Raw genomic sequence first — 13,499 nt, forward strand, 5'->3', positions numbered from 1 at the left:
TCGTGATGCGGCATCGGCGACGCCATATCTTGGAGGTCGCCACGCGCTTGCGGCGCTCGCAGACCGCATCAACTGCGGATGGGCCGAAGCGAACGGCGCGGCCTTCAATGCGGTCTTCGTCGTTCGGCTTGGCCTGACGGCTCGGTGAAGAGTGACGCAGCCGATTCGCGCAGCCATTTAAGGGCCGGATCTTTATGAAATCTTGCATGCCAAAACTGATGGATGGCGTAAGGCTTGATATTGATCGGCGGCTCGACGATCCTGAGATTCTCGATCCGGGCATAGTAGTCAGCGATGGAGCGGGGAACGGTCACGATGAGATCAGTCTGGGCGATTATCGCGGGGACCGATAGGAAATGCGACGAAAGAAGCTGGATTCTTCTACGTAGACCCTGCTTCTTGAGCAGCATTTCGAACAACTCGTTGCTCCGACCCACAGAGCGCACCACCGCGTGAGACAATTCGAGGAACGTCGCGAGCGGCACGGTCTTCGACCTTACAATCGGGTGGTCGGTCCGCACAAGGCAGACGAGCGAGTGCATGAACAGCCGCTGCCTGAGCACGCCGTGCCCCTCGAGGTTCGGGAAGTATCCCAAAGCGAGGTCGATCTGACCGGAGGACAAAGCTGTCTCCATCTGATCGTCGATGATCTGCTCGCACCGCAGATTGCAAGTCGGCGCATGTTTAGAGAGAAACGCCGTCAGCCGCGGCAGAAAGTGAATCTCGCCGACATCGGGCATAGTCACGACGAAATCCCGCCGTGCTGTCTCAGGGTCAAATCCAGATCGTCGCAGCACAGTTGTATCGATCGTCGCAAGTGCCTGTTCTGCAACAGATGCAAATTCCACACAACGGGACGTCGGCATCATGCCTGCGGCAGTTCGCACAAAGAGAACGTCTCCTACTGCTTTGCGAAGCCGCGCGAGGGCAAGACTGGTCGCCGGCTGACTCAATTCGAGTTGTTCCGCCGCTCTGGAGACGCTCTGCGTGCGATGTAGAGCGACCAACAGGCGCAGCAGATTGAGGTCCAAGGGTTTATCAAGTGGCATGTCGTCCCGGGTGTCGTGGAAAGCCCAATATTAGCGTGACAAATATACTAGATAAATCTGGCTTTATTGCGCAAATATAGGCCAGGCCCCATCTTGCGAGATCACGAGGCTGATAAGCAGCGGACAAGAAGGGGAAAACGCATGGAGCCGGCACAACAGAGTACGAGATTATCCCTTGACGACCGCTATGTGGTCGAGGACGGCCGGGTGTTTTTGACCGGCAATCAAGCTCTTGTCCGGATGTTGATCGAGCAGATGAGGGGCGACCGGGCTGCAGGGCTGCGCAGTCGCGCATTCGTGACCGGATACCCTGGCTCTCCGCTGGGAAGCATCGACATGGCGCTACAACAGGCGAAGAAGCATCTCGATGCCCACGGTATCACACATCTTCCCGCGCAGAACGAGGAGTTCGCCGCATCATCGCTGATGGGGACGCAGATGCTGGATGAGCACCCGCACCCGGATGTCGATGGGGTTGTGGGCTACTGGTATGGCAAGGGTCCGGGATTGGATCGGGCTGGCGACGCGCTCAAGCATGGCAACTTTGCCGGCACCAGCCAGCATGGCGCAGTTGTCCTTCTCAGCGGCGAGGATCACGAGGCGAAGAGCTCAACCGTCCCCTATCAGCAGGAATTTGCCTTCGAACATCACGGCATTCCGGTGCTTTACCCGGCTGATATTCAGGAGTTCCTGGATATGGGACTTCATGCCGCTGCGATGTCGCGCTTCAGCGGATGCTGGGTGGCTCTTAAGCTCGTCGGCGCCCTCTGTGACGGGGGCGAAGTGGTGAAAGTCCACGGGAGCGGCGTTCCGATTGTGATACCGGACCCGCAAATCTCCGGTAAGCCGTTCGTGAAGGTTGCAAATCATCGTTTCTTTCCGGTGGTAAATGTCGAAACGGAGCGGAAGCTTTACGAGGAACGGCACGTCGCAGTGCAGGCCTATGGGCGAGCTAACACGCTCAACAAGATCATGGCGCAAGGACCGACTGACCGTACCGGCATCCTTAGCGCCGGGAAAAGCTGGTCAGACACCTTGCAGGCCTTGGAGGATCTGGGTCTTGCAGAAGATCTGTCGTTATCCGGCATTCGGCTGGGCAAGATCGGTCTGCTATGTCCGATCGACCGTGACTTTGTCCGGGAATTTGCGGAAGGTCTGACAACGATTGTTATCGTCGAAGAGAAGCGGGACTTTCTGGAGCGACAAGTCGCTGCGGCGGCGATCGGTACCGGGGTCGTGCGGGTGCTCGGCAAGAAGGACGAGAGTGGAAACACCCTCTTTCCGGTGCAGGGCGGCCTCAACAGCGACATGATAGCCGACGGCTTGGCGAGGGTGCTCGCCGATTTGGGCAGACCGGTGGTCGGTCCCGAAAGGCGGGCTCCCGTGGCGACCGTCGCGGCCGCTTCGGGAATTCAAATCAAGCGAACCCCCAACTATTGTTCGGGTTGCCCCCATAATGCTTCGACCCTTCTCGCCCCGGGCCAGGTCGCCTGGGGCGCGCCCGGCTGTCATCTCTTTGCTGCCCTGATGGACAAGCCCCAAAAGCGTGTCGAGGCTACCACTCAGTTGGGCGGGGAGGGCCTCCCATGGATCGGATTGGCGCCGTACACCAGCCGCCACCACATCGTGCAAAATCTGGGCGACGGCGCGCTGTTTCATTCCAGCTACCAGAATATCCGGTACGCCGCCACAACGGGCGTCAACATCACCTTCAAGATCCTTCTCAATGGAGTGCTCGCCAACACCGGAGGCCAGGAGGCCGTGTCCGTGACAACGGTGAGCGACCTCCTCGGTCACCTCTCCCTGGAGAAGATCTCGAAGATCGTCCTTATCACCAAGGAGCCGGACCGATACCGGGGCGTGACGTTTCCTTCGGGCGTGACACAACGACCGCTGGACGAGCTCGAGAGCACGATGGCGGAGTTGGCTGCCATTTCCGGCGTGACGATCGTCATCTACGACGGGATGTGCGCCAACGAGCGCAGGCGGAGGCAGAAGCGTGGACTGTTGCCGCCGCCGTCACGGTTCACGTTCGTGAACGAGGACGTCTGCGAGAATTGTGGTGATTGCGGCGCCAAGGCAAACTGCATGTCACTGCAAAAGGTTGAAACCGAATTCGGCCTCAAAACTCAAATCCATCAATCGTCCTGCAATCAGGATCAAGCGTGTGTCGCCGGAGATTGTCCTTCGTTTGTTACGGTTGATGCGCCGTCCGGCGCAGCTCTCCGCAAACCGTCCCCGTCTGAGATCGACGCATCCATGTTGGTTGATCTGCCGCCTAACCAGATCGAAAAGCCGTTCAACGTCTATATCCCCGGCCTCGGCGGTACCGGTGTCTTGACTGCAAGTGCGATACTCGCACAAGCGGCGGCGCTTGATGGCCTCAACGTCAAAACCTACGACCAAACGGGCGCCGCCCAGAAATGGGGGCCAGTGCTTTCGAGCCTCGTTCTTTCTCCTCGCGGAATTGCGCCGCCGACCAACACGGTCGGACGCGGAAAGGCGGATCTTTATCTGGCGCTCGATCTTCTCGCCGCTGTCGAGCCTATGAATCTCGCGCGGTGCAACAGCGATCGCACCAAAGCCGTCATGAACACCAGCGTGCTCCCTAACGGCGAAATGATCCGGGATGTCCGGGTGCAGGTATCGGCCGAGCGGCTTTGCGAGGCCATCGGCACGGCGACGAATGGGACGGCGGCTGTCGCGATCGATGCGCGTCGAATTGCCGAGTCTCTGTTCGGCGATTACCTGATGACGAACATGGTCGCGATCGGCGCGGCTCATCAAGCAGGCTGGCTACCAATCTCTGCCGCTTCGATCGAGGCGGCAATCGCCCTGAACGGCACTCAGGCAAAGGCCAACATACACGCGTTCAGGGCAGGCCGGCTATCGCAAAGCGATCCCGATGCACTCGCCAGGATGGTGCATCCTCGGGCCCCGCTGCTTTCGAACCGGCTGGAACAGCAAGAGCGTCGAGCCGGACCCAAGGCCGTGAAGATGTGGAAAGAAGTCCTTGCAGCAAATTCCTGGCTGGATTCCACGACCAGAGACTTGATCGAGAAACGCTTCATGGACTTGGTCGACTATCAGGACCTCGACTACGCCAGAAAATATCTGCACGAGGTTCTGCGCATTGCGGATGCAGAACGAGCCGGGATGGGAAAATCCTTCGATGCCACCATCGTTCGGATCGTAGCCCGCAGTCTGCACCGGCTTATGGCGTACAAGGACGAGTATGAGGTCGCGCGCCTGCTTACACAATCGAGCTTCGAGGACAGGTTGCGGGCAATGTTCACGGGACCTGTTCGCATCAGCTACAACCTCCAGCCCCCCCTCGCGCGCCAGATCGGAGTCCGTCACAAGGTGAAGTTCGGCACCTGGTTCAAGCCTGCCATGACCGTTTTGGCGCGCCTGAAGTTTCTGCGCGGCACGCCCTTCGATCCTTTTGGTCGGCTTGCCGTCCGACGCGAGGAACGGGAGTTGGTCCGCTGGTACATGGATCTGATCGACCAGGCGATTTCGCTTCAGCATCGCCAAGACGTGTCGACGGTCGCGGCGATTTTGGCTTTGCCGGAGGACATTCGCGGATATGAACAGATCAAGTCGGCGGCTGCCGCAAAGGCTGAAGTCCGGGCTCGCGAATTGCTGGGATCGGTGAGGCCTGACACTCCCGGCGAAGCCAAGTCCGCGGCCCTGGTGGCTGCTCGGTAATCGTCATAGGCCGGCTCTCAGGGCGAAAAGGATACCCCCGTCGGAAACGCGGCTTCGGCGGGGCGTGGGAGGCAGCATAGCGTGGCCAGTCAAGGTTTCATGCTGCGGGCTGCGTTCGAACCTCTAAGCTGAACGATGCGCTCATACATCCGGCTGAGCGTCTGGCGCGTTGTTTCGACGTCCTTGCCTGGTAGTCCTTCCAGGATCGCAGCCTCATATTCGAGGGCTCTGGGCGTAAGGGATTCCACGAGATCCCTGCCGCGATTTGCCAGAGAGACCACGATTTCGCGTTTGCTCTGCTTTGAGCGAGTTTTAGTGATAAGACGCCGGCGACCCATGGCCTCCGTGGTTCGCGAGAGCGTCGATGCGTCGATGCTCGTGTGAAGTGAAAGATCGATCAGCTTTTGCTCGCCGAAGTCGTGCAGGATCGTTAGCACCCTCCAGTTCGCAATCGTGAGATCATACTCGGCCAGATCGCGCGAGAAGAGCTCATTGATCGCCGACGCCAGCCGGTTCGTGAGATAAGGTATCCTCTCCTCAAGAGAGTAGTTGAGATTCATCATCTGCGGTCATTTCGAAAACCGCAGATTAGTCATAGGACCCGAGCGAGGCAAGCCGCAGGGCGCGCTTGTCGCGGAAGCGTCAGACATCGGTGGGGATAACGGGCCGATCCCAATGCTCGGATCATGCCTTCTCTTCGCGGAATAGTCCCAACTTCTCGTGCACAGGGCGGTCCGAGAAGGAGAAAAGGACACAATCCCCTTTCGAGGCGCGAATGCTATAGCGGAGCCATCCAGGCATCGCGAAGATGTCATTCGGTCTCATCATCACGGGCGATTGTCCCTCGGCTGCGATCTCGGCTTCGCCCTCCATGAGTACGAAAACAGCGCTGTCAGTCGAGCGGTAGGACCGCGTGGAGAAGCCCTCCGGCAACAATCTCATACTTGTCCCGAGTGTAGGCATGACCCAGTCTCCGTTCACCGGATTCACATACCGGAGACAGATTCCGAGATGAGGATCGGCTTCCTCGTTCTGGGAAAGCCTATGCAACGCCTCTCGCGTCCTTGAATACGGATAGTTGAACACAGGCGAAGTTAGAGAGCCGGGCACATGTCCGACGGGCAGCAGCCCGCTTCCGTACCTCGCCTCGGAATAACCCTCGGGCCTGGACGACGTCTGCGCCGTGTCGGCGTGCTCTTCCCTGAATCCGGTCTTCAGGAATCCCACCAGCGGAACGTCGAGCCCGTCCATCCAGATCACCGGACCGACGCCGTCGTGCCCGTGATCATGCCAGGTCCAGTAGGGGGTCAGGATGAGATCGCCCCGATGCATGGTCGTCCTTTCGCCGGAGACGGCAGTGAAACCGCCTTCACCTTCCAGAACAAAGCGCAGCGCCGATTGAGTATGACGGTGTGCGGGCGCGATCTCGCCGGGCAGGATGAGTTGCAATCCCGCGTACAGCGTATCGGTAATCTGCGACTTGCCGCGTAATCCGGGATTCTCGAGAACGAGAACTCTGCGTTCAGCTTCTTCGGCGCTGATCGCGGCTCCGGCCGCCAGCAGATGCGGCCGAACGGTCGCCCACGACCATTGGAATGGCACCGCGGCTGGTCGTGGACCGGTCGGTACGAGACCTTTAAGAACCTCCCACAGAGGCGCCAGATTGAGTGTGTCGAGCTCCTTATAGAAGGCCGCCCGATCGATGCTGTTCTTGAGGTGGGGCTCGTTCATCGTAACTGTTCTTTCATTCGCCGGCGTGACCATTAGAGTTTCACCTTCTTATCTCCAAGCCGGTCCGCGATGACCGTGCGCAGTGCGGCGCGATCCAGTTTCCCCACGCGTGTCGTTGGGAACGCGTCGATTGGCTCGATCCGCTCCGGCAGCTTGAATTTCGCAAGTCCGCGCTCGAGGAGGAATAGGCCGAGGCCTTCAACCGACGGCAGCGGTCGCCCTGGCTTCTGAATCAAGAAGGCGCACGCCTTCTCGCCGTAGACCTCGTCGGGCATCGCCACGACCTTGCCGTCGGCGATGTCGGGGTGAAGCGCAATCAAGCGTTCGATATCTTCGGTCCCGAACTTCTCGCCGCCGCGATTTATGTTGTCGCGAGTTCGACCTTCGAACGCATAGGCGACGCGACCATCGAGCTCGACACGTCGCACCATGTCAGCCGACCTGAAGAATCCAGAGCTGGTGAGGCACTCGACCGAAAGCTCGGGCGCCGCGAAATAGCCCCTCAACGAGGATGGCCCCCTGAAGCAGAGTTCTCCGACTTCGCCGGGGCCAACCTCGTCCTCGGAATCAGGGCGCAACAGCCTGACTTCGTCAAAATCCGAGCAGGGCGCCCCGACGGTTCCATGCCGCAGCGAAGGCGGGTCGTCGAGCGTGCTCGTAAGAACGAGGCCCTCGGTGATGCCGAACATGTTGGTGGCGCGGACGCCGGTGGCGCGCTCGATCGCAGACGCGCCCTGCAACGTGAAGAAGAAGCGCAGCGAGGACAGATCGAACTTGCCGATATCGTGAAAGGCGGCGATGGCTGGGGCGTGTGGGCCGATTGTGAAAGCATGGTTCACGCGCCATCGCTCGATCAGAGCAAAAAAGCGTGCCGGATCCCAACGTGGCATGAGCACGGTCGTGCAGCCGTAAATCACCGTTCTGAGCAGCGCAAACATCATGCCGGCGTTGTGCATCAGCGGCAGCGCCCAAATCCCCACATCGCCCGCACGCATGCGATACCTGTCGCACCACAGGCGCACGTGCCCCATATATTCAGCGTGAAACCGCGGGATGATCTTCGGTATCCCGGTCGACCCTCCGGAAAGCTGAAGAACCGCCACATCCTCGCTGCCGGTCGGCATGGCCCGCCGCGTCCAGTCGCCGGAGTTCGACAGTTCTGACAAGTCAATCGTGTCCGGCTCGCCCCTGCCGCCTGCGACGACCACATGCGGTATCGATCTCCGTCGAGCCATGTGCTTTGCGAAGCCTATCAGATCGAACGATCCACCGTCGTCCTGCACGAAATAGGCGGAGGGCTGTGTGAGGGTTGCTAACTGGTCTATTTCGAGCTCCCGGTATTGCGGGATAGTACAGACTGGTATCACGCCTGCTCGTAAGCAGCCGAAAAAGGCGATGACCGTATCGAGCGTTGTTCCCATCTGAAACAGGGCACGATCGTTTACCCTTAGCCCGCTCTGATGAAGTCCATTGGCCAGGGCATCAGCCCGGCGATCCAACTCACCGAATGTCAGAACGTCATCGTCGCAGATGAAGGCAGGATCGTTCCGGTTAGTTTCACCCCAGATCCTCAACTGGTCATCAATCCTGCGATCGATCCAGGCACCCTGCGCGAAGTAGCGGGCCGCCGATGCTGCATCCGCGTAAACGACGCCCTTCAAGGGAAGCCTCGGACCTGTCATTCCCACTTTCCTCCCCGAATTTTGCCATCGGTTCCCGAAGCGGAAGTCAGGCAGCTTGACGTTTCCGTCACAGCAATATACTGCAAATGCATTAAATGCAAATGCAGCATTCTTTTGAATGCGGCTGGGGAGGATGCCGGAGTGAGAATCTGCAGATTCAACAACGACAGGATTGGCGTCATCGAAGGGTCCGGCCTGATCGATGTCAGCGACCTGTTGGATATGCGCCCGAAGTGGCCGTTGCCGCCCTGGGATTGGGTGGCACCGCAACTCGACACGCTGAGCAAGGACAAGTGGGCGGGCCGCGCCTCCATCGCGCTTTCGGGGGTGCGCCTGGAAAGTCCGATCGCAAATCCCGGCAAGATCATCGGCGCGCCGATCAACTACAAGGCCCACATTGACGAGGCCAACGCGGACCGGGAGATCAACCAGGGAAAGACCTACACGTCCCTCGACGAGTTCGGTCTGTTTCTCAAGGCCGGAAGCTCTTTGATTGGGCCATCGGACTCGATCCGACCACGGTTTAAGGATCGTCGAACGGATCATGAGGTCGAGCTGGCCGTGGTGATCGGAAAGACGGCCAGCCGCGTACCCCGCGAACAGGCCCTGAGTTTCGTGCTCGGCTACACGATAGGCCTCGACATCACTGTCCGAGGCAGGGAATTTCCGGGCTTCCGCAAGTCTCCTGACACGTTCGCCGTGCTCGGCCCGTGGCTGGTGACGGCCGACGAGATCGCCGACCCGAACAAGCTCGACTTGTCCCTCAGCGTCAACGGCGAGGTCAGGCAGAAATCCAACACGAGCCGGATGATCTTCGATGTTGCGCGCCTGATCGAGTACGCCTCGGCGTTCTACACGCTTTATCCGGGAGACGTCATCATGACCGGCACTCCGGAAGGCGTGGGACCGGTATCCCCCGGAGATCAGTTGGTCGCGGATATCGATGGTATCGGGCAGCTCAACATCCGGGTCGGAGAGATGGCGAATTGACGACGTATTCATACGAGCGGCGATTGCAATGGAGTGAATGCGATCCCGGCGGGATCGTGTTCTTTCCGAACTATGCGAAGTGGGCGGTCGATGGATTGAACGAGATGCTGCAATCGTCCGGCTACGTTCCAAATCGCAAGCTGGCGCATGGGGAAATAGAAGGCATTCCATGCGTCGAATTCAACATGCGGTTCTTCGGCGCGCCCGGTCTGCATGCGATGGTCCGGCATGAGATCGCCGTTATCCGTTCCGGAACGACCTCCTTCACCTTGCGTCACCGGTTCTGCTCCGAGAGCGACAGCTACGCTGAAATCCTCGACACCCGCGTGTGGTCGGTTCACGGCGAGAATGGGCTTCGGAAGAGCCCTTTGCCGCCCGAGGTCGTTGCCATTCTGAATGATCATCTCGATCCGCCTAACCGGGAGTAGAAGTCATGCCAACCGGCGGTGCTCGCAACATCAAGATTCTCGGCGCCGGCCCGGCGGGGCTTTATGCCGCTTACAGGCTTAAGCGCCTGCTTCCCGAAGCGAACGTGTCGGTGATCGAGCAAAACATGCCCGACGTGACGTTCGGCTTCGGCGTCGTCTTCTCCGCGCAGGGCCTCCAGTTCTTGGCAGACGATGATGCAGAGCTTGTCCGATCAATCTCTGCCGGATTGGAATCCTGGGAAGACATCGAGATCAGGGTCGGAGGCGAGCGGATCAGAATCGACGGGATCGGCTTCACGGCGATCAGCCGGGTGACGCTGCTGCGCATTCTGAACGACAAGGTGGGGGAAGTGGGCATAATCCCGACCTTCGGAAAAGTGATCGCAGATCCCTCAGAACTCGGCGAAGCGGATCTCATCGTGGCGGCCGACGGCGCGAATTCCGTGCTGCGAAGCCGATATGAGGCGGAATTCGGCACGCGAGTCGAGATGTTGACGAATTGGTTCGCGTGGTTCGGTGCCTCGCGGCCCTTTGATGCGTTGACCCAAACGTTCAAATTCACCGACCAAGGGCCGTTCAACGCGCACCATTATCGGTTTTCTCCGAGCCATAGCACCTTCCTGGTGGAAACCACCGCCGACAACTTCCAGCACCGCGCTCTCGCAAGTCTCTCGGTCGAGGAATCCCGTGCTCTCTGTGAACGACTTTTCGCCGACGATCTCGAGGGAGCCCAGTTGATTTCGAACCGATCGATCTGGCGGCAGTTCCCGAAGATCACGAATGCCCGCTGGTTCCATGGAAACATGGTGTTGGTCGGCGACGCGCTTCGCACCGCGCACTACTCGATCGGTTCCGGCACGCGCCTCGCGCTCGAGGATGTTCAAGCCCTGGTCGGCGCGATTAGTTCGACCGAGGGCGACATTGCAGCCGCCCTGCCGCTCTACGAGCAGCGGCGACGGCCTGTCGTGCAAAAGCTGCTTGATGCCGCGTCGAGAAGCGCGGATTGGTACGAGCATTTTGCGGAGAATATGAACCGTCCGGCCTGGGACTTCGCGATGGACTACATCAGTCGTTCCGGTCGGGTCGATCCAACCCGTCTCGCGTCGATCTGTCCCGCGTTCATTGGAGAATACGAACGACGAAAGGAGAGCCGACAGCCCGATGTCGGGGCGGAAGCGGGCGCGCAACCAGGCGTTCCGTGACACGATAGAGTTCTTAAAAAAATAATTCAGGGGGAAACAATGTCCACAAACGATCAGATAGCTGTTGCAGCGCCAAAGCTCATTGCCAGGCAAGTCCCAGACACGGACAGAGCGGCTCATCGCAGGCTCCTCGTCGCCGGGGCAATCGGAACCACCATCGAGTGGTACGATTTCTTCATCTATGGGTTGATTGCTCCATTGGCTTTCGAGCGGCTTTTCTTTCCGAAAGTGGACGCAACGGTTGGGACCATCGCTATCTTTGCGACGTTCGCGGTTGGCTTCGTGGCACGTCCGTTGGGAGGGCTGGTATTCGGCCATTTCGGCGACCGCATCGGTCGCAAATCGGTGTTGCTGACGACCATGCTGATCATGGGGGTGGCCACCATGCTGATAGGCTTTCTGCCCACATACGAAAGCGTGGGTATCGCCACGACAGTAGCCCTCGTCGCCCTTCGCTTCCTGCAGGGATTTGCCCTCGGAGGCGAGTCCACCGCCGCCGGGCTCATGGCGATCGAGTCGGCGGAGGAGAAGTCGCGCGGATTTTCCGGATCCATCATTCAGGCGGCCGGGCCAATCGGGGTGGTGTTTGCATCGCTGTCGACACTGCTGATCACCAAATTGCCTGAAGCCGAACTGCTGTCATGGGGCTGGCGCGTGCCGTTTGTGGCGAGCGGCATCCTGGTCGGTATCGGCCTCTATTTGCGCTACGGAATCGATGAATCGAGAACGTTCCGGGAATCCGCTCGCGTGTCGCCGTTGCCCGCAGTCGAGGCGATGAAAAAACACACCAAACCGATCCTGATCGTGTTCTTCATCGAACTTGCTCAAACGTCCTACTTCTATCTGACCGCGATCTTCACTCTTGCCTACGCCACCCGCGAGCTTGGGATTGCCCGCGACGTGCTCGCTCAAGCCGTTCTCATCGCCAACATCTTTGGTCTCTTCCTGGTACCGTTGTTCGGGGCATGGTCGGACATAATAGGACGAAAGCCGATCTACGCTTTCGGCCTGACTGCAGCGGCGCTCTCCATGCTGGTGTTCTACAATGTTTTGGCCCTCCAGAGCCCACTGCTGATAACCGTGGCTATCATCGTGGCAGCCGGCGTCATCCACCCAATGATGTTTGGTCCCGAGGGAAGCTTCTTTCCGGAGTTGTTTCCGACAGCGGTGCGGTTCAGCGGCGTTTCCATCGGCAAACAATTCGGCACGGTCCTTGGGGGCGGCATCGCACCGCTCGTCGCGGCGAGCCTTTACGCTTGTTACGGCACGACGGGGGCGATCACCGCCTACTATATCGTGCTCGCCGTTGGCGCGGGCATTGCGCTTACGTTTGCTGCCGAAACCAGGGATAAAGCGCTCAACGACTGATCCGACGGCAACGCCCGGCATCCAGCCGGGCCGCGCTGAGGGCGTGTTGCTCTGGCGTACCGAAATTGCTTTGCGTAGCGAACGGTCACGGCCGTTCAACAAAATGAGGGAGGGCTGACATGATCCGTCTGATGGTCGTTGCGCTCGTATGCCTGGCGTTTGGCCAGGCCAGGGCGGAGATATCGGGTAACGTGGTGCGCATAGGCGTGCTCAACGATATCTCGGGGATATTCCAGGATACCAATGGCATGGGATCGGTGGAGGCGGCACGGATGGCCGCTGAGGATTTCGCCGGCGGCGGCAAGAACATCAAGGTCGAGATCGTATACGCCGATCATCAGAACAAGGCTGATGTGGGCTCCGCCATCGCTCACAAATGGCTCGAGGTGGATGGCGTGGATGCGATCGTCGACGTGCCCAATTCGGCCGTCGGCCTCACGATCAATTCCCTGCTGCGCGACACCCGCATGACGTTCCTGGCGTCGTCCACGGCGAGCTCCGACCTTACCGGCAAGGCTTGCTCACCCAACACGATTCAGTGGGTCAATGACGTGTGGGCGACCGGAAACGCCACGGCTGCGGCGATGATGGGGCGCGGCGGTGACAGCTGGTATTTCCTGACCGTGAACTTTGCGCTCGGTCAGGGCATAGAGGCGGAAGCGACCAGGTACATCGAGAACCACGGCGGCAAGGTTCTGGGCTCCAGCAAACATCCCCTAAATACGTCAGACTTTGCGTCGCTGTTGCTCCAGGCGCAGGGATCAGGAGCCAAGGTGATCGGGCTCGCCAACTCCGGCGGCGATGCAGTGAACGCGGTAAAACAGGCGGCCGAATTTGGCATCCAGCAAAATGGCCAATCCCTCGTCGCGTTCCTGGTATTCGTGAATGATGTGCACGGAATGGGATTGAAAGTGGCGCAGGGGTTACAGCTGCTTGAGGCCTTCTATTGGGACATGAATGACGACACGCGCGCTTTCGCCAAGCGGTTTGCGGGAAGACCGGGCATGAACGGCAAGATGCCGAGTGGAAACCAGGCCGGCGTCTATGCATCGACGCTCGCTTATCTCAATGCGGTCGCCGCGATCGGAAGCGATGATGCCAAGGAGGTCGTGCCGCAGATGAAGAAATTTAAAGGGAAGGACGAGCTGTTTGGCGACGTCACCATCCGGAAGGACGGCCGCGTCATTCACCCGATGTATCTATTCGAGGTGAAAAAACCTGCGGAATCCAAATACCCCTACTACTACTATACGCTCGTTTCAACGATTCCTGCCGATGAGGCCTTTCGACCGGTCGCGGAAGGAGGGTGTTCTTTAGCCAGATAGACAGCGTACTAGT

10 protein-coding genes are annotated in these 13,499 nt (G+C 59.3%); 6 read left to right on the forward strand and 4 right to left on the reverse strand.

What is annotated here, in order from left to right:
* Positions 1 to 104: 104 nt before the first annotated feature.
* Entirely contained in the window at positions 105 to 1,031 is a 927-nt protein-coding gene (locus tag ACP2YO_RS14555; protein WP_426441446.1) for a LysR family transcriptional regulator, read from the reverse strand.
* Positions 1,032 to 1,190: 159 nt separating this feature from the next.
* On the opposite strand from ACP2YO_RS14555, the gene ACP2YO_RS14560 reads away from it, so the two are divergent.
* The gene (locus tag ACP2YO_RS14560; protein WP_426441447.1) at positions 1,191 to 4,760 is read left to right on the forward strand and encodes an indolepyruvate ferredoxin oxidoreductase family protein; all 3,570 of its coding nucleotides are present in this window, start codon (positions 1,191 to 1,193) and stop codon (positions 4,758 to 4,760) included.
* 89 nt (positions 4,761 to 4,849) lie between these two features.
* On the opposite strand, the gene ACP2YO_RS14565 is transcribed toward ACP2YO_RS14560, so the two are convergent.
* The 3 genes from ACP2YO_RS14565 to ACP2YO_RS14575 form a co-directional block, all read right to left on the reverse strand.
* Positions 4,850 to 5,323 carry a MarR family winged helix-turn-helix transcriptional regulator gene (locus ACP2YO_RS14565; RefSeq protein ID WP_426441448.1) on the reverse strand — a complete coding sequence of 158 codons (474 nt, stop codon included), beginning with the start codon at positions 5,321 to 5,323 and terminating at the stop codon, positions 4,850 to 4,852.
* A 121-nt stretch (positions 5,324 to 5,444) separates the two neighbouring features.
* Positions 5,445 to 6,524 (reverse strand): gentisate 1,2-dioxygenase, encoded by a 1,080-nt coding sequence (gtdA, locus tag ACP2YO_RS14570; protein WP_426441449.1) that lies wholly within the window; start codon positions 6,522 to 6,524, stop codon positions 5,445 to 5,447.
* Positions 6,524 to 8,152, reverse strand: coding sequence for an AMP-binding protein (locus ACP2YO_RS14575; protein WP_426441450.1), 1,629 nt, complete (start codon positions 8,150 to 8,152; stop codon positions 6,524 to 6,526). The genes gtdA and ACP2YO_RS14575 overlap by 1 nt, the downstream gene beginning before the upstream one ends.
* Before the next feature lie 42 nt (positions 8,153 to 8,194).
* Between ACP2YO_RS14575 and ACP2YO_RS14580 the strand changes: the two genes are divergently transcribed.
* From ACP2YO_RS14580 to ACP2YO_RS14600, 5 genes are all read left to right on the forward strand, one after another.
* Positions 8,195 to 9,163 carry a fumarylacetoacetate hydrolase family protein gene (locus ACP2YO_RS14580; RefSeq protein ID WP_426441451.1) on the forward strand — a complete coding sequence of 323 codons (969 nt, stop codon included), beginning with the start codon at positions 8,195 to 8,197 and terminating at the stop codon, positions 9,161 to 9,163.
* Positions 9,160 to 9,591 (forward strand): acyl-CoA thioesterase, encoded by a 432-nt coding sequence (locus ACP2YO_RS14585; RefSeq protein WP_426441452.1) that lies wholly within the window; start codon positions 9,160 to 9,162, stop codon positions 9,589 to 9,591. The genes ACP2YO_RS14580 and ACP2YO_RS14585 overlap by 4 nt, the downstream gene beginning before the upstream one ends.
* 104 nt (positions 9,592 to 9,695) lie before the next feature.
* Entirely contained in the window at positions 9,696 to 10,793 is a 1,098-nt protein-coding gene (locus ACP2YO_RS14590; protein WP_426441453.1) for an FAD-dependent monooxygenase, read from the forward strand.
* A gap of 39 nt (positions 10,794 to 10,832) precedes the next feature.
* Positions 10,833 to 12,161, forward strand: coding sequence for an MFS transporter (locus tag ACP2YO_RS14595; protein WP_426441454.1), 1,329 nt, complete (start codon positions 10,833 to 10,835; stop codon positions 12,159 to 12,161).
* 119 nt (positions 12,162 to 12,280) lie between these two features.
* Entirely contained in the window at positions 12,281 to 13,486 is a 1,206-nt protein-coding gene (locus tag ACP2YO_RS14600) for an ABC transporter substrate-binding protein (RefSeq protein ID WP_426441455.1), read from the forward strand.
* The last annotated feature ends 13 nt before the right edge of the window (positions 13,487 to 13,499 follow it).

It is taken from the genome of Bradyrhizobium genosp. P (assembly GCF_049949265.1).
Lineage (GTDB): Bacteria > Pseudomonadota > Alphaproteobacteria > Rhizobiales > Xanthobacteraceae > Bradyrhizobium.

Bases quoted from the DNA above. Each gene is read 5' to 3' on its own strand.
- ACP2YO_RS14600 (WP_426441455.1), top strand. From the start codon at position 12,281: ATGATCCGTCTGATGGTCGTTGCGCTCGTATGCCTGGCGTTTGGCCAG.
- gtdA (WP_426441449.1), bottom strand. From the start codon at position 6,524: ATGGTCACGCCGGCGAATGAAAGAACAGTTACGATGAACGAGCCCCAC.
- ACP2YO_RS14595 (WP_426441454.1), top strand. From the start codon at position 10,833: ATGTCCACAAACGATCAGATAGCTGTTGCAGCGCCAAAGCTCATTGCC.
- ACP2YO_RS14565 (WP_426441448.1), bottom strand. From the start codon at position 5,323: ATGATGAATCTCAACTACTCTCTTGAGGAGAGGATACCTTATCTCACG.
- ACP2YO_RS14560 (WP_426441447.1), top strand. From the start codon at position 1,191: ATGGAGCCGGCACAACAGAGTACGAGATTATCCCTTGACGACCGCTAT.